This window comes from Geofilum rubicundum JCM 15548 (genome assembly GCF_000974365.1).
Lineage (GTDB): Bacteria > Bacteroidota > Bacteroidia > Bacteroidales > Marinilabiliaceae > Geofilum > Geofilum rubicundum.
The window spans coordinates 65,381-86,304 of the sequence record NZ_BAZW01000008.1; the positions used below are offsets into that span (position 1 = coordinate 65,381).

Below are 20,924 nucleotides of genomic sequence, written 5' to 3' on the forward strand. Positions count from 1 at the left end.
ATCATTCTAAATTTGTGTCAGATATCATTAACCAATTTAAATTAAAGATTATGAGTAAGAAAATAGCTGTAGCATTTTTGTTTGTTTTCACTTTGGCATTAACTGCACCCGCAACGGCTGCTACCATGATGCAGGAACCTGAAAAGAAAGAAAACTGCGAAAAGAAATGCGACAAAGAAAAGAAAGCAGACTGCGATAAAACTAAAAAAGCGGAGTGCGACAAAGCTAAGAAAGCTGAATGCGCAAAAGAAAAGAAAGCTGAATAGTACTTTTTGTTTTGTTTAATCCTTTAAAACCCAAAGCCATTGGCTTTGGGTTTTTTATTTGGTATTTTTGCCCCCTCATCACTTAATTATGAATGAATGAAGTGTACGCTTTGCGCAGGAGAGGATTTAAATAGTTTTAAGGGAAACGATGATGTGACCTTATATAAGTGTAATCATTGTTATTTAATTTTTAAAGCACCGCAAAATTGGCTCGTAGCAGAGGCGGAAAAAGACCGTTACCAGCAGCATAACAATACAGAGGAATGTCCGGGATATGTGACGTTTTTAAGTCAGGCGCTAGAGCCGACGTTGCCTTTTCTGGAACCGGATATGGAAGGAATGGATTTTGGCTGTGGTCCCAACCCTGTACTGGCGCGTATGCTTGAAAAAAATGACTGCGCTTGCAGTTATTACGATCCCTTCTTTTTTCCTGAATTGCCCGATGAACGGCAGGACTTTATTTTCGCCACCGAGTGTTTTGAGCATTTCTTTGATCCGAATCAGGAATTGAAATTGTTAACGGCCTTACTGCGGCCCGATGGCACCCTCACCATTATGACCAATTTCTGGGATGAAACCATGGATGTGGCCAATTGGTGGTATTTGAAGGATTCTACGCATGTTTCTTTTTTTCACACAAAGACTTTCGAATACATCTGCACCCGTTATGGTTATGATCTGGCGTATAGCGATAATCAAAAGGTGATCATTCTGCGAAAAAAGGTGGTGTGGTAGGGAGGTGGGTCTTCCATTTATGTTTTTTTGTGATTCAAAAAAACAATATCCGGGGCATAAGCGTTATTTTTGTCAATGATAATGATGTTTTTCGTCCATGATTAGAAATAGAAAAATTAAGCAACTGCTTGTTTTACTGAGTTTGCCCTTTCTTATCTGGTTGTATCACAACCAGATGGTTAACTGGCACTATCATCAAATGGACAATGGCGCGGTTATCAAGCATGCACACCCTTACTCCAGCGCACGCATTCCGGGCCAGCCCTATCAGGATCATCAACATACCAGTGCCGAGTTTTTTATGCTGGCTCTGCTGTTTTCCAGCACCAGCCTTTTGGCCATTCTCATCGTTTTGGGGATTTTATTTTCCTGTTTAAATACTTCTCTTTTTATTCCGCGGACCTCCAGATTGATCGTTTTTGGGTATCAGTGGACAAACCAACTGCGGGGGCCGCCCGTTTTCGCTTAACATCTTTCTACATCATTGTCTCCATTAAAGAATGCGTGGGTTTTAGGCGCCTGCCATCCGATGTGCGCTATGCATGAGCGCTTTTTGGGGAGACACGCTCTTTTCTTTTTTATCAACCTTGCTATGACAGCGTTGGTAAAGCAGTTATGAATTTGTTTATAAAAATGTTATGCGAAATACCTGTATTATTCTGATATTAATGGTTATGAACTTTTGTATGGGATCGTCCGTAGTGGCTAACCCAAGCGATGCCCGTCCCCGGACCGATGCCAATGTCTTTGGTCATGTAGTGGATGCCACTACCGGAGAGCATCTGCCTTTTGTGAATGTGTTGATCAAGGGGAGCCGTATAGGCACCATAACCGATGCCAGTGGGCATTATATGTTGACCAATTTGCCCGAAGGGCCTCTAACCATTTTGGCATCCAGTATGGGCTATGCCCTGGCTGAAATTGACTTTGAAGCGGAGTTGAAAACCACCAAGGAGGTGGATATTCATCTGGCCCCTGCCAGTATTAATTTGTCGGGTATTACTTTAACGGCATCGCCCACAGCCAGTGGTTTTCGTTATCAACCGGATGCGGTTTTTATGGGTGAACAGATACAGCGCCGCAGTGAGCCTTCTTTTGGGGAAATGCTGAATGGGCAACCCGGCGTTTCCATGCGTAGTTTTGGCTCTGCACCTGCCCGTCCCGTTATTAGGGGAATGGATGGTGACCGCATTCTGGTTCTGGAAAACGGAGAGCGCATGGGAGATATCTCGGAGACTTCGGCCGACCACTCCATCTCTTTGGATCCTCTGGCGGCCAGTCGGGTAGAGGTCATCCGAGGCCCTGCCAGTCTGCTCTATGGCTCCAGTGCTTTGGGGGGTGTGATTAACCTGATGACCACCGATATTCCGGACCAGTGGGATGCCAATGTTTCCGGTGTTGTTTCGGTCCAGGGCGCCACCATGAATAATATGGGTGCCGGCTTTGGGCGGGTCACTATTGGCCGGGAAAGCAATGCTTTTACCGGGCGCTTTGCGCTGCGCCAGGCGGGTGACATGACGACCCCTGAAGGCGCTGTGCCCGGTACTTCCATGAGCAACTACGATGGTGCTTTGGGCTGGGGAATCAATACTGAGCGGGTTAATGGGGGCTTGAGTTTTTCTCTATCCGACCAGTCCTTTGAAATTCCTGAATCGGTGGATGTGCCTGAGGAGGATGTGGAGATAAGGGCGCAGCGGATGGCTTTTCAGGGGCGATTTGGAAAGAATTTATCCGGACAGTTTTTTGATCAGGCGCAATTGCGCTTCAATACGACCCGTTTTCACCAGCAGGAAGTCGGGATTGAACGGCCCGCGGGACAGCCCGCCGTGGAGCTGATAGGACTGGAATATGAGCAGTACGCCTTTAGCTCAACGCTGACTTTGCAACACAAGCCGGTTGGCATATTAGCCCGTGGGGCCTTAGGTTTCAGTCTGAACGGACAAAGTCTTGATGTGACCGGCGATGAGTCTTATACCCCCGGCGAGCAACGCTTTTCCATGGCGACATTTACCTTTCAGGAGGTGCCCCTTTCAAATACCTTACGTATGCAATTTGGTCTGCGACTCGATTTTCAGAATTCGCAGGCACTGCCAAATGAAGTGTTCCCGGAGGTTCGTTTGTCGCGCAACGCTTTCAATTACTCCGGTTCTCTGGGCTTAAACATCCGTCCCTTTGAGGGACTGGAGATTGGGGCCCAGTTGGCCCGGTCGCACCGCAACCCCATGGTGGAGGAGATTTTTGCAGATGGGGCCCATTTGGGGGCCGGTGTTTATGAAAAAGGCAACACCCAACTCAATGATGAAATTGGGCATGGCGGTGATGTTTTTGTTGTCTGGGAGCGGGGATCGGTCAAAATGGAATTGACCGGTTTTGTCAATGATTTTGCCAATTATATCATTTTTCAACCCACCGGGAGGTGGATGAGTCTTCGGGTTACGAAATTTTTCAGTATGCCGAAGGCAAGGCCCGCTTATATGGAAATGAATTCAGTATGGGGTATCAGATTACAGATCGCTTGTCGTGGCAATCCTCTATGGACTGGGTACGCGGCCGGCGGGTCATCGATAATGCGCCCAACCGGAACCTGCCCTTTATTCCCCCTTTCCGCTGGCGCAACGAAGTGGAATATGATTACGTGAAGGGATGGGTAGGCGCCAGCTATATGGCGGTGCGCCGGCAGGACCAGGTGGCGCCCGATGAAGCTGTCACAGATGGGTATTCCCTGTTGGGCTTTCAGGCCGGATACCGACTCAATACCGTTGGTCAGCATGTGCTCATTGTGCGGGTGGAAAATGCCCTTGACACCAAATACCGCGATCACCTGAGCCGCATTGAAGACCGCAATTTTGTGATGCCCGGACGGAACGTGAATGTGACTTACAGATGGTTTTTTTAAATATTCTTTCAGGATTTTTTTGGAGTAGGACAGAAAGGTTTTGTCTGTTTCTCTAAGTGTTGAACCAATAAAAAAGGCGTCTCCGGGGAGACGCCTTTTTTTGGGAATGTGAGGCTTGTCATTTGCCCGCGAAACTTACCTGGTCAGTCGAAGCGAAGCCTTCATAATGACAGAAAGTATGATCACCAGGCCGATGTTGCCAGCCAGGAATGCGAGATCATTTAGCTGCAAAAGAACGAATAGGAAGGTGTACATAAGCACGAGAAGACCGGTCACCCATGAGGTCAATCGGAGGTCCTCCAGCAAGCCATAGGCAAACAATCCGATCACCGCAATGTTGACCAGAGAGGCCACCAGATAGGCGAGATTAAAGCCGAGATGCTCGCTTAAGGCAGTTAGAAGTGAAAAGAAAAGGATGAGGCCAGGCCTACCAGCAAGTATTGGAACAGATGCACTTTTTTGTTGTTAATCAGTTCAATAAACAAAAAGACCAGTAAGGTAAGAATAATGAACAGTATGCCATATTTGGCCGACCTGGTCGCTTTTTGATAATGGTTGACCGGAAGAAACAGATCAACTCCCAGTGAGTGTTCCCACACATCAAATTGTTGCCCTTGCCAGTATTGAGGAAAATTCCTGTTTAAATGGGTGAGCTGCCAGTTGGCCTCAAATCCGGCATCTGAAATTTTTCTTTTTTGAGGCAGAAGATTTCCGCTGAAACTGGGGTTGGTCCACGAAGAGTTGATGTTGATGTTGCTTTTTTGGCCCAATGGCAATATGGTGAAACTTTTGGATCCGCTCAATTCGAGGTTGATGTTAAATGGAATGCTGTTTTCCAGGTTTTCAAGCGTCAGGGGTGTTTTAATACTGAAGCCGGTCTTGGTAATGTTTTGGGTGAGCATACCAGACTCAGGTTCTAGGGGCTCATTGTTCCACAATATGCCAATATCTCCCCTGATGCCCCGATTGTCACTTATCCCAAAGGTAACCACTGCTTTGCTCCAGTCTGGTTCGCCCTCTATCTCCTCAGGGTTAAGCTGGAATTTGAAGTTGCCCGTAATATGGGAAACGGATGTGTAGACAGCCGTTTTAAATATGCCGCGATATCTGATCTCCGGCTCCAGGCGTGATGCAATATCCAGGTTGGAAGGCATAATATGTAACCAATCGCGTTCAGTGATGACATTCCCGTTTTTATCCACAGATGTCAATTCTGTAGGAATATTCAAAATGGGACCCGCCAGCACTTGGGCATATCCCCATTGCGCTGAAATCTCATTTTCAACCTGTAGCGAGGTGGACTCCCTTTCAGAAATGATACTTCTGATCATAGATAAAGGGATGAGTAGCAAAAGGATCATGACCCCGATAATGGCCATTTTAAAGGTGAGTGAATTCATCCAGTGTTCTGTTTTTGGTGCGTTGGTTTCCATGGTTGTTGAGTTTAATAGTACTTTGAAAAACAAAGTAAATGGTGAAAAAAATATAGATGATTAATTAGTTGCAGACTTTTCTTTCTTAGGGACCCTTAAGCAGTTTTTCCAATGCATCAATGTGGGCGTTGAACTGCCTTTTTCCGTCTTCCGAAATGGTGTAGGACGTATTTGGTTTCCGGCCTACAAACTGTTTATGAACACAAATAATTCCCGCCTTCTCCAAACCTTTTAAGTGACTCGCCAAATTACCGTCCGTTACACCAAGCAGATCCTTGAGGGTATTAAATTCAACACCCTCGTTCACCATTAGGGCACTCATGATGCCCAGGCGAACACGGTTGTCAAAGTTTTTATTGAGTCCCTCAATGAGTGTTTTCATATCTACCTTATTTTTGTTGTTGTTTGGCATGGAGCTTGGCAAGTGGTCGGTCATACTTAAAATACATGACAATGCCGTATACAATATGCACAAAACCAAACCCCAAGGTCCAAAGCAACAAACCGTAATTGTGAAATAAGGTGGCCAGCAAGCCAATGGTAATTTCGGTATAGGCCAGTGCACTTATGTTTTGCATGGAGTATTTGCTGGCATGAAGCAGTGCCAGTCCATAGAATAGGAGCATGGACGCAGCGATGAGCCGGAAGTAGCCGTTGTAAAGCAGTAGAAGGCAAAAAATACCGCCAACGGATAATACGGAAAAAAGACTCCAAACCATTTTTTTGGCGGACGGGGTCCAGAACTTCAGCTTTCTTTTTTTACTGGTACGGTAACTAATATACCAGGCCGAAATCAAAGCGCTGAAAAGGACAAAAAGCGCGTTCAGTAACATGGCCGTCCTGAATGGGAAATGGTTGCCGCGATTCAGTACCTGCAGGAATTCATCGTATTTGAGGGTGCCGCCTTCAAGTAGGATGAAATAGGCGATGGCAGATCCTGCAAGGGCAAAGCTGCCCACCGCTATGCCCGACAGGCCGCTGAGGGATAAAAACTTGGAAGAAGCTTCCATCATCTGCCGAATGTGCTTCAGATCTTCGGAGGGGTTGTTTTTTGTTTCCATTTCTAAAAGAACTTTGAAAAACAAAGTAAATGAAAAGTTTTTAAATGTGCAATAGTTAATGAACGGAGCTGGTATAAAAAAAGAGGCATAACGCATAAAACCAAGCAGATTATAAGTAAAAAAGGAAGACCGCTTTGAGTTTGTGTGTGGGCGCTAACTAATTGGCTTTAAATTGTTGTAAAACTGATTTTTTGCCTATTTTTGCGCTTTTGCATGGCGAGGCTGGGATTTTTTGTCGGATTTTTTATGGTCCATGTTGGAAATCCCCGGTTCAAATCAGTGGTATTTGAAATAGAAAATATAATATAACAGATATAAAGATTTAGCATTATGGCTCAGGAAGATGTGTTTAAGAAATTGGTAGCCCATAGTAAAGAGTATGGGTTTGTTTTTCAAAGCAGCGAGATTTATGACGGTTTGGGAGCTGTTTACGACTACGGTCAGAATGGCGTTGAATTGAAGAACAACATCAAAAAATATTGGTGGGACTCCATGGTTTTGCTCCATGAAAATGTGGTGGGGCTTGATTCTGCCATATTTATGCACCCCACTGTGTGGAAAGCCTCGGGCCATGTGGATGCTTTTAACGATCCTTTGATTGACAACAAAGACAGTAAGAAACGCTACCGTGCGGATGTGCTCATTGAAGATTTGATGGCCAAGTACGATGGCAAAATGGACAAAGAGGTGGAAAAGGCCGCCAAAAAATTTGGGGACAGCTTTGATGAGAAAATGTTCCGGGAAACCAATCCCCGGATCCAGGAGAACCAGAAAAAGAAGGAAGAGATTCATGCCCGTTTTGTTAAGGCCTTGAATGATAACGACCTGACAGAGTTGCGTCAGATTATTGTCGACTACGAGGTGGTTTGTCCCATTTCGGGCACTAAAAACTGGACCGATGTGCGTCAGTTTAACCTGATGTTTTCTACCGAGATGGGATCTACGGCAGATGGGGCTTTGAAAATATTTCTGCGTCCCGAAACGGCCCAGGGCATTTTTGTGAATTTCCTGAATGTGCAAAAAACCGGCCGCATGAAGCTGCCTTTTGGTATCGCTCAGATTGGTAAAGCCTTCCGTAACGAGATTGTGGCCCGTCAGTTTATTTTCCGTATGCGGGAATTTGAGCAGATGGAGATGCAATTTTTCGTTCCCCCCGGTGAAGAGTTGGCGTGGTTTGAAAAGTGGAAAGCTGCCCGTATGAAGTGGCACAAGTCGCTGGGCATGGGCGACCATAAATACCGTTTTCACGACCATGATAAATTGGCGCATTACGCCAATGCTGCTACCGACATTGAGTACGAAATGCCTTTTGGCTTCAAAGAGGTGGAAGGGATTCACTCACGGACGGATTTTGACTTGACGCAGCACCAGGAGTTCTCAGGTAAAAAAATTACCTACTTCGATCCGGAGCGCAATGAGAGCTATGTGCCTTACGTGATAGAAACATCCATTGGTGTGGATCGGATGTTTTTGAGTATCATGGCCGGTGCTTATTGTGAGGAAGAGGTGGAAGGAAAAGACGGGAAGAAGGAAAGTCGGGTGGTTATGAAGTTGCCGCCGGTGTTGGCTCCCGTTAAGCTGGCGGTGTTGCCTTTGATGAAAAAGGATGGTTTGCCCGATATGGCCCGTGCCATTATGGACGATCTGAAATACCATTTCAATTGTCAGTACGACGAGAAAGACTCCATTGGTAAGCGCTACCGTCGTCATGACGCCATAGGTACACCCTTCTGTATCACCATTGACCATGATTCAGCTGCGGATCAGACGGTGACCATCCGTTACCGGGATACCATGAAACAGGAGCGTGTGAAAATAGCCGACCTGAAGCATCTGATCGGCGATCAGGTGAGCATGACGGAGTTGTTCAAGAGCCTTAAGTAAGGAAACGCCTGGCCAGGTTTAGAACTTTTGAAGCGGGTCATTGAAATGGTTGTTTGGAGCATTGAGTGATCCAGATATTTGGTTGACAGATTAATAATAAAAGGCCGTTCTTTAGGAGTACGGCCTTTTATTTGTGTTGCCAATTGAAAAAGAATGATTCTATATGTATCTTGTGATTCATGCGTTTATAATGGCTATATATTCAAGTAGTATGGTCAATAAACGAACCGTTTAACTTAAATTGTTTTTTGATGGACATATCCCTGGAGAATGGACTGCTGTTGGTGGCGATGCTGTTGTTTATAAGTATTTTGGCGGGTAAAACATCTTACAGACTGGGCATTCCAACGCTTCTGCTGTTCTTGTTGATTGGGGTGTTGGCCGGTAGTGAGGGCATTGGCCAGATTGACTTTGATGATCCGGGACTGGCACAAACCATTGGCATCATCTCCCTGAACTACATTTTGTTTTCAGGTGGGTTTGATACGCGCTGGAAGAGCATCCGACCTGTTATTGGAAAGGGGATTATGCTGTCAACGGTGGGTGTGGTGGTGACGGCGGGACTGGTGGCGCTGGTGGTCTGGTATTTTACTTCCTTTTCTTTTTTGGAGGCCTTATTGTTGGGAGCCATTGTGTCATCGACCGATGCCGCTGCTGTGTTTTCCATTCTCCGGTCAAAAAGTGTCAACCTTAAAGGCCAGATTCGCCCAACCCTGGAGCTGGAAAGTGGCAGCAATGATCCCATGGCTTACTTCCTGACGGTTTCCCTGATTTCATTGACGCAGTCGCCCGACAAGACCCTGTGGTCGATCGTTCCCCTGTTTTTTCTGCAGTTCTCGGTGGGGGCCCTGATGGGTTTTGGCATGGGCAAATTGGGGCAGATGGTGATTAATCGGATCAAGTTGGATTATGACGGCCTTTACCCGGTGCTGGTGCTGGCATTGGTAATTCTTACTTTTTCTGCTACCCAGCTTTTATCGGGCAATGGTTTTTTGGCGGTCTATATTTGCGGTGTTTTTCTGGGAAATCGGGAATTGATTCATAAAAAAACGCTCATCAAGTTCTTCGATGGTATCGCCTGGCTGATGCAAATTATTCTATTTCTCACCCTGGGATTATTGGTTTTTCCCTCTCAGATGCTTCCGTTGATTGTCCCGGGCGTCCTGATTTCACTGTTTCTGATTTTTGTGGCACGGCCCCTGGCCGTGGTACTGTCGCTACTGCCTTTTAAAATGCATCAACGTGACCGCCTTTTTATTTCCTGGGTGGGATTGAGAGGGGCTGTGCCCATTGTTTTTGCCACTTATCCCATGCTTATAGGTTTGGACAAAGCCCCCATCATTTTCAATCTGGTGTTTTTTATCACCATTTTTTCGGTGCTGATTCAAGGGACCACTTTGCCTTTGATGTCCAAATGGCTGCATGTCGCCTTGCCACACAGGTTGCGTCGGCGAACACCAGTGGATATTGAATTATCAGACAGTGTCAAATCAGAAATTACAGAAGTGGATGTGGCCGAAGACAGTCCCGCCGTTCATAAGAAGATTCTGGAACTGAATTTTCCCAAGACGGCCTTGATTGTGATGATCAAGCGGGAAGGGAAGTTTATTACACCGAATGGCCATACCATGATTGAACCCCACGATACCTTAATGATGCTGGCCGAAACGCGTGAAAGTTTGTCGGACGCCTTATCCAAGGTCTGCTTGTTACCTTTTGGTGAGGAGGATTAAAGAGGTATGCTAAATGATCCATTGACGGCCTTCGGGGCAATTTCTGCACATTTCCAGAGCGGACTTGTCTTTCAGTATTTGTTTTCGGAACTGGTGCAATGATCCGTTTTTCCAGATGGTTTTTAAAGTTTGGTTTCGGATGTTGCCCGGTGAAAAATCCAGGTCTTTGTCGTAACAACACGGGGCCATTTGACCGTCCCAGGATACCACCGCAGAACCCCATTGTTTGTAACAATGGTTGTATGGTTTTCCTTTCAGGGTCAGTTGATTATCCCGGACCGGGTAGTAACGCGAATATTTATTATTGGAAGGAGGCTTGACCTCTTCGTTGCCAAAGTCGTAAAACTGGGCCGATTTCAGCTCCAATTTGTCCACCCCCATATTCCGACACCATTTTTTGAGTTCCGGAATTTCATGCTCGTTGTGTGCAAACACCAGAAATTGAACGACCAGAAAGGGCGTTTTGCTTTTCAAGGCTGCTCTTTGTCGGATAAAAGTTCTGATGCCCTGCTTGACTTTTTCTAAATCTCCTCCCTTGCGGTAGCGCGAATAGCTTTCCCGGGTGAGTCCGTCCACCGAAACAATCAATTTGGTCAGTCCGCTGTTTATCAGCCCTTCGCACTTTTGTGGCGTCAATTGATGACCGTTGGTGCTCATGGAGGTATAGATGCGGTGTTCCCGGGCGATGTTTATGATTTCCTCTATTTGTCGGTTAAGCAAGGGCTCCCCCTGGAAATAAAGATTGAGGTAGGCCAGTTGCGGACCACTGTCACTGACCATTTTTTGAAACAGCGAGGGGGTCAGCATGCCCGCTTTTCTGGTGAGAACGCCGGCACCAACCGGACATTCCGGGCACTGCAGGTTGCATTGTCCCGATGGCTCCACAGATAGCGACCAGGGCGTGCCCTTGATATGTGGCCGGCCCAGCATTCTGGACCAGTAAAAACTGCTGAGTAGCAGAAACACGTTCCATACACGCTGCCAGCTAAGGTATTGAAGCGTGGTCCATGCATGTGCCACCATTTGACTTTTCGAAATCCACATACCATCGATGATTTAGAACATCCTTCGCTATTAAGGTTTAAAATGCGTCTTTGTTCAGGGATAAAATAACTAAAAAATTTCAACTTAGACCGGTTCTTAACTGTAAACAATTATTGGCCGGTTGAAACTATCTGTTAACAAAGTGTTATATTTGCAACATTAGCAAATTGAGAATCTTAACAGGAATGGAAGAGGCCGGTTACCCCCTACTGGAACAAATCAATTCACCATTTGATCTGAGAAAGCTCCCCGAGGAGAAATTGTTACAGGTTTGTAAAGAGTTGCGTGAGTTCATTATTGACGCCGTATCTTGCAATCCTGCTCATTTTGGCGCCAGCCTGGGGGTGGTTGAGTTAACCGTGGCACTTCACTATGTGTTGAACACCCCGGATGATAAGCTGATTTGGGACGTAGGTCACCAGGCCTATGGCCATAAAATTCTGACCGGTCGTCGCACTTCCTTCCACACCAATCGAAAATATAAGGGGATCAGTGGTTTTCCCAATATTACAGAGAGCGTTTATGATGCTTTTGGCGTAGGCCATTCATCTACTAGTATATCCGCTGCGTTAGGTATGGCTACTTCGTTTAAGCAGCAGGGTTTAACCAACCGCCAAGTGGTGGCGGTCATTGGCGATGGTTCCATGACGGCCGGATTGGCCTTCGAGGGTCTGAATAACCTGGCCTCGATGCAGGCCAATGTGTTGGTGATCCTGAACGATAACAATATGGCCATTGACCCCAATGTGGGAGGCTTTAGTGAATATCTGGTGGATATCGCCACCAGTCACACCTATAACAAGGTCCGCCGGGAAATTTTCAAAGGTCTGGGCAAGTTGAAACTGGCAGGCCCCCGCTCCAAGGAGATGATTGTCAAAATCAACAACAGCATCAAAAATTTGTTAACACGTCAGACCAATATCTTTGAGGGTTTGAATGTTCGTTATTTCGGGCCGGTGGATGGCCATGATATTGCGCATCTTACCAGCGTGTTGAAAGACTTGAAAGATATCCCCGGACCGAAGGTGTTGCATGTCATCACCAAAAAAGGAAAGGGTTTTAAACTGGCTGAGGAAAATCAAACGGCCTGGCATGCCCCCAGAGGCCGCTTCGATAAAGTGACCGGCTTGTTTGAAGAGGAAGTGGGTTCTGATAAAGTCAAGCCGCTTAAGTTTCAGGAAATTTTTGGTCACACCATTGTTGAATTGGCCCGCCAAAATGAGAAAATTGTAGGAATAACCCCTGCCATGCCTTCGGGTTGCAGTTTGAATATTATGATGCAGGCCATGCCCGATCGGGCTTTTGATGTGGGCATTGCCGAACAACATGCAGTCACTTTTTCGGCCGGATTGGCCATTTCAGGTATGGTGCCCTTTTGCAACATTTATTCTTCTTTTATGCAGCGGGCTTATGACCAGGTGGTTCATGATGTGGCCATTCAGAATTTGAATGTGGTTTTTTGTCTCGACAGAGGCGGATTGGTGGGGGCAGACGGTGCCACGCATCACGGGGTGTACGATTTGTCCTTTCTGCGCAGTGTCCCCAATCTGGTGGTTTCATCCCCGATGGATGAAATCGAATTACGCAATCTGATGTACACGGCTCAATTGCCCGATCAGGGGCCCTTTTCCATTCGTTATCCCCGGGGGGTGGGGAGTCATGAAATCTGGCAACGACCCTTTGAGCAAATCCAGGTGGGTAAAGGCCGTTGTTTGCGAAAAGGTGAGGAAATCGCTGTTCTTACCATTGGTCCCTTGGGGGTTAAAGCGGGACGTGTTTGTGAGGCGCTGGCATCGAACGGCTTGCAGGTGGGGCATTACGATATGCGCTTTGTTAAGCCGCTTGATACGGATCTGTTACACGAGGTTTTCAGTGACTATAAAGCCATTGTTACCATTGAGGATGGCACCATTGTGGGCGGCATGGGAACGGCGGTCATTGAGTTTATGGCAGACCATGGCTATCATTGTCCGGTAAAGCGTCTTGGCGTACCCGACCGGATTATTGAGCATGGTTCGCAGATGGAATTGTTTAAGGAAGTGGGGCTGGATATGGAGAGTATGAAGCAGGCCATCCTTGAAATGAAAGCCGCACTTGGTAGTTGAAAAATAAGCCGGTTTACACCGGCTCAAACATCGACCCGATGGTTTTATAAATATCGTTCGACAAAATGGGTTCATTCACACAATCCGTGAAGCCTTTTTGCCTGTAATAATCCCGCTTGCTGGTCTGGTCATCTCCCGACTGAAGAAATAAAGGTATATTGATCTGTGCGGCCCGTAATTCGTTGGCCAGATTGGCCGGTTCAATATCCGGTAAATAATCGTTCATAATCACCGCATCAATGTCCTTCCGGTTCATGAGCAACTGTCGCGCAGCCGCGCCAGAGCGGGCAGATAGAATGGTGATGTGGGTTTTCTCCAGAAGCTTCTTCATTTGCATATGAACCGAGCTGTTATCATCCACCAACAGAATCATCCGGTTGTTCCAATTGGGGATGTTCAGACCAAGGGGTTTTGATACCTGAATCTTCGGTGCTTGTTTTTCGACAGGGGTCGTTTGATTAAGGGTCAGGAAAAACTCAGAGCCTTTACCCTTTTCAGAAACAAGACCAATACGACCACCCATGGCTTCGGTCAGTTTTTTACAGAGCGCGAGACCCAGGCCGGTTCCGCCATGCTTTTTGGAATGGGTCTCATCCTCCTGTCTGAAGGCCTCGAATACGATACTTTGTTTGTCGGGAGAGATGCCAATACCCGTGTCTTTTACAAAAATACGTACCTCGCGGTGGAGGAGTTCGAAACCCAGCGTGATATGTCCCCTTTCAATGAATTTGAAGGCATTGTCCATCAAATAATTTATGACCTGAAGTAATCTGGACTGGTCGGCATTGACATAAACCGTTTCGTGGTCAGAGCGGGGTAATTCCAGATGCAATTGGAAGGCCTCGATTTGTTCCTTTTCTATTTTTCTTTGATAATTGGCATGTATGGCTCTAAGAATGCTATCTATGCCAACCGTTGTGTTTTTTATTTCTAAGAAACCGCTTTCAATTTTCGACAGGTCAATCACATCGTTGATGATGGCCATGAGTGAATCGGCGCTGGTGTTGATAAGCGATACAAATTCCTCACGTAATTCATGTTCATGTTCGGTTTCCCCCAGCAGGTTCGAAAAGCCAACAATGGCATTGAGCGGGGTTCGGATTTCATGACTCATATTGGCCAGGAAGGAGGATTTGAGGCGATCTGCCGCTTCTGCCTTTTCCTTGGCCAGTAATAATTCTATTTCGGTTTGTTTTCTTTTCGTGATATCGTGGATGTTAAAATAAAAATGGTCGCTGCCGTGTAAGGATAGGACATTGGCATTGACTTCCACCTGAATGATGCTGCCATTTTTATGGGTAATGTGGGTGTCTCCTTTAAAAGAATCACCTTCTCGCAATTTTTGCATGATGGAGAGGTAATCTTTTAAGGCGGTATTGGAAGGGAAAAAGGCCGTTGGTGACAGCGTGGTGATTTCCTTTTGATGATAACCGGTTAAATCACAGCCGGCCTTGTTGACATATACCAACTGGTTGTTTTGACTGATGATGAAAATGCCATCCACATTGGTTTCAATGATTTTCCGGTTACGTTCCTCACTATCTATCAGGTCATTTTCCACCGCCTTTATCTGGGTCATGTCCTGTCCAATCAACAAGAAGTAGCCATCTGTTTCAAACCCCGGTCCCGGCGTTCCGGTAACCTGATAAAATAAGGGTTCACCGGTTTTCTTTCTCAATTTCACATCAATGGCGCTTACGCCGTTTTGCACAATTTCTGAATAGAATTTTTGAATTCTGTCGTCATCTTCAAATTGTGGATAATAAAGCTCGGAAAAGTGCTTGCCAATGAGTTCTTCTCTTTCATAGCCGCTTGATTGAGTCACCTTATCGTTGAGATAGTGGATAATCCGGTCTTTCACCAGCAGAATGCCAATGGGTGCTGCCTTTATGATGTTGTTTAAAAATTGTTCTTTTTCTGCCAGTTGCTCGTTGATACTGAGGATCTTTTCATGGTGGCGGCGGTTGCTGATTTCTGACATTCGGTGGTCCAATTGCCGGGCAATCATGCCGCTGATGGTTTCTATTAATTGATAATCAAGAGGTGTGGTGCTTTCGGCCTTGCTCCATTTGAGCACCATGATGCCATTGGGCCCATTGTAGGTTCGGATGCCGGCCACCAAACAGCTATGTTCACTAAAGCCAGCCGCTTTTCTGGCAGCCGCCTGCCGGGGTTGTTGGCAAAGCTCAAGGGCCTGATCATTGGGAAGGGTGATGAAAGGGAATTCAGCAGGCAATGTGAGCTGAAGGGGAAAGGTCCAATCGGAAACTTCTGTGGAAGTGGAGTAGGCGGCCATCTCAAAATGGTTGAGGTCGGGCGTGTTTTTGTAGTAGAGGGCAAAGCCTTCCAGGTTCCAGGTTTTAGTGATTTTTTCCGCAATGGGCGAAAAGGATTTTTCTAATGTTTCGGCCTTGTTAAGCAGGGAAGCGATATCAAATAAAAATTGCTTAGTTTGAAGCGATTGGCGAATTTGTCGAATGGAATTCCGTTGCTGAAAAGCATTACTCACCAGGCGTGCCACCGTTGCCAGCAAGACTTTTTCTACTTCCAGCCACCGCCGGTGAAACGAACATTCATCAAATCCGATAAATCCGGATAGCTGCGATCCGGAAGTCAGGGGGAAAACCAGAATGGATTTAATCGACTGAGATTCAAGAATGGAAGTTAGGTCCTGCGGCAAATCTGTTTCTACCCGGTAAGCTTCAATGGAACCTTTTTCCTCCAGCAATTTCTTCCAGGAAGGGACATCCTTGTAATCAATTTTTTGCAAAAGATGCATTTGTGATTGAGCGGGGGTCTCACACCACTCATAGGTGTTGGAGCAAAACAGGTTGTCGTCCGAGTTTTCAAATACGTAAGCCCGGCTCACAGCGGTAAATTCGCCCAAATATTTGAGAACTTCCTGTATGCGCTCGTCAAAGGGCGTATCCTGCGTCAGTATGCGTGAGATCGTCAGCGGTAAGTAGTAGGAAAGGTCGCAGGAAGCGTCCCTGCCCCCGGACTCTCCGCCCAGATTATAGACTTTGTTAAGTAAATGCCTTAATTTTCTATTTTCGGCATTTAGCTCTTCTTCTGATGTCTGTTTTAACGCGCTTTCACTCATTCTTTACCGCTTGAAAATACCGGTTTATAAACCTAAGAAATTACTTATCAATGTTTTGCTAAGATATAACAGATTGTTTAAATGCACACATAAATTTTGACAATTGCATGAAAATGTAAGATGAACGGAGGAATTCTCTGGCTGGTCTGTTCCGGCTATTCGTGCTTGTTCGTTAAACAAAATATATACGAAAAACGTCTTACATGAAAATCCCGCTAAAATAAAGGATTGGGATGTGTTGCATTAAGTTTGAAATTAATTAATTTTGGAAAGAAGTAATTGTTTGCATTCTATTATGTTTCATGATGGTAGCTTAAGGGGAGCAAGCATGAAAGTATTCGACCGGATTTAATATATTGATAAATGAAGGAAGGTGTTGTCATAAAATCGACAGGAAGTTGGTTTATCGTTCGAACGGGTGATGAAGCACTTGTTCCTTGTCGCTTAAAAGGAAAATTGAGGTTGGATGAACTTAAAAGTACCAGTCCGGTCGCTGTAGGCGACCGGGTTTCTTACGAGCTGGATACCACCACCGGTGAAGGCGTCATTTCTGACATTCATCCCCGTAAGAATTACATCATACGTAAAGCCACTAATTTATCCAAGCAAACACACATCTTAGCTGCGAATGTGGATCAGGCCATCCTGCTGGTCACCATCAACTATCCAATTACCACCTCTATATTTATCGACCGCTTTTTAACTTCAGCTGAAGCCTATAACATTCCTGTTTTGTTATTATTCAATAAGGTAGATCGCTATGATGCCCGGCATCTTCAGCAGATGTCTGATTTAAGAGCGGTTTATGAACAAATTGGCTATCAAACATTGTCCCTGTCGGCCAAAACGCAAGAGGATCTGGAAGAAATAAAGGCGCTTCTGAAGGATAAAACCACGCTTATTACGGGTCATTCCGGGGTAGGTAAAAGCACATTGATCAACCGTCTGGAGCCCGGTCTGAATCTTAAAACCAAAGCGATTTCTCCCTCGCATCATACGGGCACGCACACAACTACCTTTGCCGAAATGCATCCCTTTTCATTTGGGGGATATGTCATCGACACACCCGGAATCAGAGGCTTTGGATTAATCATGATTGAGAAAGAGGAGTTGTATCATTTTTTTAGAGAGATTTTTGCCCTTTCGCACCAATGTCAGTTTCACAACTGCAGCCATTTACATGAACCGGGCTGCTCCGTTAAAAAGGCCGTGGAAGAGGGGGAAGTGGCTTTGTCCCGGTACAATAGCTACATCAGTATTTTGCTGAATAAGGACGAAAAATACCGATGAAGCCTTCAAAATATTAATGAACCATTTTGAATGAATTACTTTTTAACCGACTTTCTTTTAACTAATGGGGTTTCTCGTTGGAACTTTTCTGTATCCAATAACGGGATGACCATTATCTTAGCTTCACTGGTGGTATTATTGGCATTTGTTTTTGTATATGTTTACCACATGCGGAAACAATTGGTTGAAAAAAACCGCATTCGCCAATCCGAGGGTTCTTTAAATAAAGTGTTACATTATTTGCCGGTGGGCATTATTTTGGTGGATAGTCACCAGCGCATCCGGATGATCAATAAGGCGGCCACGCGCCTTTTTCAGTTGGAAGAAATGGAAATGGTAGAGGGCCATGTGCTGGATGAAAACGCCTTGTTTGGCGGATTTCAGATTTTGGAAAAGAAGGTCGTTTCTGCCTCCGGTGTGCGATATACCATTCAGGATGTAAATGGGGTTGAAAGACTGATTAACAATGAAAAAATCCCTATTTTCTTACAATCGGAAAGATATGTCTTTGAGTTTTTCCATGAACTGACAGGTTTTGTTCAAAAAACAGATTCCTTGCTAAGCACGTCCCAATCGGAATTCATTGCCAATATCAGTCATGAGTTGCGAACCCCCTTGAACGGCATCATTGGAATGACCGATCTGTTGCTTGGGTCGCATACCCTCCAGCGGGACGACCGGGAAAAAACGTATATGGCCAAGCGGTCCGCAGAGACTTTATTGTCGCTGATCAACGATATATTGGATTTCAGTAAGCTGGAGGCCGGTCATTTTGAAATAGAGTCCATGCCCTTTAACCTGAAGGAGGAAACGAAGACCATCGTAAATGATTTTATTCCTTTGGCCCGCGAAAAGGGTATTCATTTAATGACCCGTTTCGATCAGGCTTTGCCTTCCGACTTTATTGGTGATCCCTTGCGCATTCGACAGGTTTTCAATAGTTTGCTCAACAATGCCATAAAATTTACCCCAACCGGTAAAATCGAAGTTTCCGCCCAACCCGGAAAATTGCCAAACGGTGGGCAGGCCATTCTTTTTTCAGTGAAGGATAGCGGAATTGGTATTCAACCCCAGAAGCTCAAAACTATTTTTGAGCCCTTTTCGCAGGCAGATAGTTCTTCTGCCAGAAAATTTGGCGGAACCGGTCTGGGAACCACCATATCCAAACAATTGGTACAGCTCATGGGCGGAGAGATTTGGGCCAATAGTCCATCAGGTCTTTCTTCTCATCCGGAATTTCCGGGCACTGAGTTTTGCTTTACCATCCTATGAAATGGCGGAAATATCATAAAAACCTGGATTTTTCGAAGGTGTTTTCCTTTGCGCAGATAAAGGCCCTGGTTATTACGGACGAACCCATGCAGGTACAGGTTTTGAGTCGAAACTTCATAGCACTGGGTGTGGATTTCAAGGTGTTACCACCTACTCTGGAAACCGTAAGTCATTTGAAAAGAAATCCGGATTATCAATTGATGGTGATCGATCACCGGTATGATTTGAACGGGTTGGATTTTTTGCAGGAGCTACACAACCATCACCTACATAAAGACCTGCTTATCTTGGTGCAGAGCAGTGATTACCATACGGCCAATACAAGTTTGGCCCGACGTCTGGGTGCAGATGTCTATCTCAGGAAACCGATTCCCTTAATCAATCTGCGGAAGTTTTTTGTGGATTATTTTCCTTCCTTGAGCGAGAGAGAGAAGAATGCCCGACTTTCGATTCCTGAAGATTTGACGGTAATGGTGGTGGAAAGCAATGCTCTCAATCAAAAGGTGACGGGAAACTTGCTTAAAAAATTGGGATATAAAACCGTCCTCTTTTCTAATATGGAACAGGTGACAAGTTTTTTAAGGGATCAGAAGGCAGATGTTGTTTTGCTTGAATCCCGCGATTCTGAAACAGAGACGATTGGACAAATCAATCAGTTGAGGCAGGGGTGCCCTGTTTTGTTAATGATTTCTGAAGAAGAGGTTAACAATGAATCGATGAACCATTATTTGGCCCATGGCATCAGAGATTTTTTGTCTAAACCCTTGAAAAGCGAGGAGGTCAATCAAAAGATTCTTGAGATCTGCTTTTAGCAGTTGGAAGAAAAATCGATGGCGGCATAATTCCACCGTTAAAATGGCGTTTGCCTGGTAGAAGGATTTATTAATCGATAAATGTATGCAGATATACAGCAGGAAAAAGTGGTGGAAGATCTTCCTTATTATTGGCGCGGCGGTTATTAGCATCGCCTCGCTTTTCTATACCAATCGTCTGGTCAACGAATTGAAAGAGGAGGAGCAAAAGAAAATTGAGCTATGGGCGGAGGCCAATCGCCAATTGGCACTGGACGGTTCCACGGGTGAGACCATGGCGCTGATCCTTGAAATTCTCAGAAATAACACCACCGTCCCTGTCATTCTTACCGATGACAGCAGTCAGATTATTTTCCATCGAAATATTGAATTGCCCAAAAGTAAGCAGGAGGCTTATCTGCAAAAGGAATTGGAAAAAATGAAGCGCTTTAAGCCGCCCATTCAGGTGCAGCTGGGTGAAGGAGAATACCAGTATATTTTCTACAGCGACTCCATTTTGTTGGTTAAGTTGCAATGGTTTCCGATAGTCCAATTGCTGGTGGTTTTTATATTTATGTTGGTGGCCTATGTCGCCTTCAGTGCGACCCGTCAATGGGAACAGGATCAGGTATGGGTAGGTATGGCCCGTGAAACAGCCCACCAGTTGGGAACCCCAACCACTTCCTTGCTGGGATGGATGGATGTTTTGCAAATGAAGCAGGCCGATCCGGAACTGGTGAATGAGATGAGGTACGACATTCAGCGCCTGCAAACCATTACCTCACGCTTTTCCAAGATAGGCTCCAAGCCTGATCTTCCGCCTGAAGACATTGAAGCGGTCATCAACGGAATGGTCGCTTATTTAAGGCGCAGGAGTTCTTCTCTGGTCCGTTTTCAGGTAAAAACGAGTTTGTTGACCAACCCCATTATACCTTTAAGCAAACCGCTTTTTGAGTGGGTTATTGAGAATTTATGCAAGAATGCCATTGACGCCATGGAAGGAGAAGGAACCATTGCCATTAAACTGCATCAGCAAAAAAGGCAAATTTTTGTGGATATCTCCGATACCGGAAAAGGGATGACGCGAGCCGTGCAAAAGACCGTTTTTAAGCCGGGGTATAGCACCAAGGTGAGGGGTTGGGGCTTGGGGCTGACCTTGAGTAAGCGTATTGTAGAACACTACCACCGGGGACAGATTAGCGTTCTGAGTTCCGCGCCTGGCAAAGGATGTGTATTTAGAATCGTATTACCTACGGGAGATAAATAAGAAAAAAGGGTTGTTTTTTTTCTTCACATCTTTTATTTTTATAA

The 20,924-nt window shown here is 45.6% G+C and carries 16 protein-coding genes and 1 pseudogene; 12 read left to right on the forward strand and 5 right to left on the reverse strand.

Annotated elements, in window-relative coordinates; all coding sequences use genetic code 11:
* Positions 1–50 precede the first annotated feature (50 nt).
* From JCM15548_RS06375 to JCM15548_RS26195, 5 genes are all read left to right on the forward strand, one after another.
* Complete coding sequence (locus JCM15548_RS06375) at positions 51–266, forward strand: hypothetical protein (protein WP_062123729.1); 216 nt, start codon at positions 51–53, stop codon at positions 264–266.
* Between the two features lie 96 nt (positions 267–362).
* Complete coding sequence (locus JCM15548_RS06380; RefSeq protein WP_062123586.1) at positions 363–1,001, forward strand: class I SAM-dependent methyltransferase; 639 nt, start codon at positions 363–365, stop codon at positions 999–1,001.
* Between the two features lie 97 nt (positions 1,002–1,098).
* Complete coding sequence (locus tag JCM15548_RS06385) at positions 1,099–1,470, forward strand: DUF8478 family putative metalloprotein (protein WP_062123589.1); 372 nt, start codon at positions 1,099–1,101, stop codon at positions 1,468–1,470.
* Between the two features lie 169 nt (positions 1,471–1,639).
* Positions 1,640–3,640, forward strand: coding sequence for a TonB-dependent receptor (locus tag JCM15548_RS06390; RefSeq protein WP_083985002.1), 2,001 nt, complete (start codon positions 1,640–1,642; stop codon positions 3,638–3,640).
* Positions 3,637–3,897 (forward strand): TonB-dependent receptor, encoded by a 261-nt coding sequence (locus JCM15548_RS26195; RefSeq protein ID WP_173427651.1) that lies wholly within the window; start codon positions 3,637–3,639, stop codon positions 3,895–3,897. The genes JCM15548_RS06390 and JCM15548_RS26195 overlap by 4 nt, the downstream gene beginning before the upstream one ends.
* Positions 3,898–4,032: 135 nt before the next feature.
* Here JCM15548_RS26195 and creD read toward each other — a convergent pair.
* The 3 genes and pseudogenes from creD to JCM15548_RS06415 form a co-directional block, all read right to left on the reverse strand.
* A pseudogene (gene creD, locus JCM15548_RS06405) lies at positions 4,033–5,330 on the reverse strand (cell envelope integrity protein CreD).
* Between the two features lie 85 nt (positions 5,331–5,415).
* Positions 5,416–5,712, reverse strand: a complete 297-nt coding sequence (locus tag JCM15548_RS06410; protein WP_062123600.1) for a winged helix-turn-helix domain-containing protein — start codon at positions 5,710–5,712, stop codon at positions 5,416–5,418.
* Positions 5,713–5,719: 7 nt separating this feature from the next.
* Positions 5,720–6,391, reverse strand: a complete 672-nt coding sequence (locus JCM15548_RS06415) for a hypothetical protein (RefSeq protein WP_157482467.1) — start codon at positions 6,389–6,391, stop codon at positions 5,720–5,722.
* 330 nt (positions 6,392–6,721) lie between these two features.
* Here JCM15548_RS06415 and JCM15548_RS06420 point away from each other — a divergent pair, with 330 nt between their 5' ends.
* Positions 6,722–8,275 carry a glycine--tRNA ligase gene (locus tag JCM15548_RS06420; RefSeq protein ID WP_062123604.1) on the forward strand — a complete coding sequence of 518 codons (1,554 nt, stop codon included), beginning with the start codon at positions 6,722–6,724 and terminating at the stop codon, positions 8,273–8,275.
* A gap of 251 nt (positions 8,276–8,526) precedes the next feature.
* Complete coding sequence (locus JCM15548_RS06425) at positions 8,527–10,008, forward strand: potassium/proton antiporter (protein ID WP_062123606.1); 1,482 nt, start codon at positions 8,527–8,529, stop codon at positions 10,006–10,008.
* A gap of 9 nt (positions 10,009–10,017) precedes the next feature.
* Here the strand turns inward: JCM15548_RS06425 and JCM15548_RS06430 are convergent, their stop codons facing one another.
* Positions 10,018–11,052 carry a radical SAM/SPASM domain-containing protein gene (locus JCM15548_RS06430; protein WP_062123608.1) on the reverse strand — a complete coding sequence of 345 codons (1,035 nt, stop codon included), beginning with the start codon at positions 11,050–11,052 and terminating at the stop codon, positions 10,018–10,020.
* Between the two features lie 167 nt (positions 11,053–11,219).
* Between JCM15548_RS06430 and dxs the strand changes: the two genes are divergently transcribed.
* A complete protein-coding gene (dxs, locus tag JCM15548_RS06435) occupies positions 11,220–13,157 on the forward strand; it encodes a 1-deoxy-D-xylulose-5-phosphate synthase (RefSeq protein ID WP_227625533.1) in 1,938 nt (645 codons plus the stop codon).
* Positions 13,158–13,170: 13 nt separating this feature from the next.
* Here the strand turns inward: dxs and JCM15548_RS06440 are convergent, their stop codons facing one another.
* Positions 13,171–16,260, reverse strand: coding sequence for a PAS domain S-box protein (locus tag JCM15548_RS06440; protein ID WP_062123612.1), 3,090 nt, complete (start codon positions 16,258–16,260; stop codon positions 13,171–13,173).
* A gap of 363 nt (positions 16,261–16,623) precedes the next feature.
* Between JCM15548_RS06440 and rsgA the strand changes: the two genes are divergently transcribed.
* From rsgA to JCM15548_RS06460, 4 genes are all read left to right on the forward strand, one after another.
* Entirely contained in the window at positions 16,624–17,550 is a 927-nt protein-coding gene (rsgA, locus tag JCM15548_RS06445; protein WP_062123613.1) for a ribosome small subunit-dependent GTPase A, read from the forward strand.
* A gap of 30 nt (positions 17,551–17,580) precedes the next feature.
* Positions 17,581–18,822 carry an ATP-binding protein gene (locus JCM15548_RS06450; RefSeq protein ID WP_062123614.1) on the forward strand — a complete coding sequence of 414 codons (1,242 nt, stop codon included), beginning with the start codon at positions 17,581–17,583 and terminating at the stop codon, positions 18,820–18,822.
* The gene (locus JCM15548_RS06455) at positions 18,819–19,634 is read left to right on the forward strand and encodes a response regulator (RefSeq protein WP_062123615.1); all 816 of its coding nucleotides are present in this window, start codon (positions 18,819–18,821) and stop codon (positions 19,632–19,634) included. The genes JCM15548_RS06450 and JCM15548_RS06455 overlap by 4 nt, the downstream gene beginning before the upstream one ends.
* Before the next feature lie 85 nt (positions 19,635–19,719).
* Positions 19,720–20,880 carry a sensor histidine kinase gene (locus JCM15548_RS06460; RefSeq protein ID WP_062123616.1) on the forward strand — a complete coding sequence of 387 codons (1,161 nt, stop codon included), beginning with the start codon at positions 19,720–19,722 and terminating at the stop codon, positions 20,878–20,880.
* Positions 20,881–20,924: the final 44 nt, after the last annotated feature.

Excerpts from the sequence above, each read along its gene's own strand:
- JCM15548_RS06425 (WP_062123606.1), top strand. The coding sequence starts at position 8,527 with ATGGACATATCCCTGGAGAATGGACTGCTGTTGGTGGCGATGCTGTTG.
- JCM15548_RS06380 (WP_062123586.1), top strand. The coding sequence starts at position 363 with ATGAAGTGTACGCTTTGCGCAGGAGAGGATTTAAATAGTTTTAAGGGA.
- JCM15548_RS06410 (WP_062123600.1), bottom strand. The coding sequence starts at position 5,712 with ATGAAAACACTCATTGAGGGACTCAATAAAAACTTTGACAACCGTGTT.
- JCM15548_RS06440 (WP_062123612.1), bottom strand. The coding sequence starts at position 16,260 with ATGAGTGAAAGCGCGTTAAAACAGACATCAGAAGAAGAGCTAAATGCC.
- JCM15548_RS06390 (WP_083985002.1), top strand. The coding sequence starts at position 1,640 with ATGCGAAATACCTGTATTATTCTGATATTAATGGTTATGAACTTTTGT.
- JCM15548_RS06430 (WP_062123608.1), bottom strand. The coding sequence starts at position 11,052 with ATGTGGATTTCGAAAAGTCAAATGGTGGCACATGCATGGACCACGCTT.
- JCM15548_RS06420 (WP_062123604.1), top strand. The coding sequence starts at position 6,722 with ATGGCTCAGGAAGATGTGTTTAAGAAATTGGTAGCCCATAGTAAAGAG.
- JCM15548_RS06385 (WP_062123589.1), top strand. The coding sequence starts at position 1,099 with ATGATTAGAAATAGAAAAATTAAGCAACTGCTTGTTTTACTGAGTTTG.
- JCM15548_RS06460 (WP_062123616.1), top strand. The coding sequence starts at position 19,720 with ATGCAGATATACAGCAGGAAAAAGTGGTGGAAGATCTTCCTTATTATT.
- JCM15548_RS06375 (WP_062123729.1), top strand. The coding sequence starts at position 51 with ATGAGTAAGAAAATAGCTGTAGCATTTTTGTTTGTTTTCACTTTGGCA.
- JCM15548_RS06455 (WP_062123615.1), top strand. The coding sequence starts at position 18,819 with ATGAAATGGCGGAAATATCATAAAAACCTGGATTTTTCGAAGGTGTTT.
- JCM15548_RS06450 (WP_062123614.1), top strand. The coding sequence starts at position 17,581 with ATGAATTACTTTTTAACCGACTTTCTTTTAACTAATGGGGTTTCTCGT.
- rsgA (WP_062123613.1), top strand. The coding sequence starts at position 16,624 with ATGAAGGAAGGTGTTGTCATAAAATCGACAGGAAGTTGGTTTATCGTT.
- JCM15548_RS06415 (WP_157482467.1), bottom strand. The coding sequence starts at position 6,391 with ATGGAAACAAAAAACAACCCCTCCGAAGATCTGAAGCACATTCGGCAG.